Below are 221 nucleotides of genomic sequence, written 5' to 3'. Positions count from 1 at the left end.
TGCCAATTGTAATTGAAAATACAAGAGTATGTACAGATCTTAAAGGAAGTTTTAGAATTAGTAATTATAATGCAACTTATAATTATGTTATAAGTCCTTCTGTAGATATTGTTCAAAATGCTGATATAGTTATAGCTCCTGTAGGAAGTTATATTATTACAGCTTTAGTTAATGGATGCTATTCAGATAATTCAAGTATTACGATTAATTCTAAAATTTGC

The 221-nt window shown here is 26.2% G+C and carries 1 protein-coding gene; it reads left to right on the top strand.

Annotated elements, in window-relative coordinates:
• The coding region (locus BOW57_RS20750; RefSeq protein WP_164973762.1) for a hypothetical protein at positions 1 to 221 on the top strand (221 nt) is incomplete at both ends.

This window comes from Flavobacterium sp. YO64 (assembly GCF_004119505.1).
In the GTDB taxonomy this organism is placed as follows: Bacteria; Bacteroidota; Bacteroidia; order Flavobacteriales; family Flavobacteriaceae; genus Flavobacterium; species Flavobacterium oncorhynchi.
Note: the sequence above shows the minus strand (reverse complement) of the source record. Positions and strands in the feature narration are given on the sequence as shown.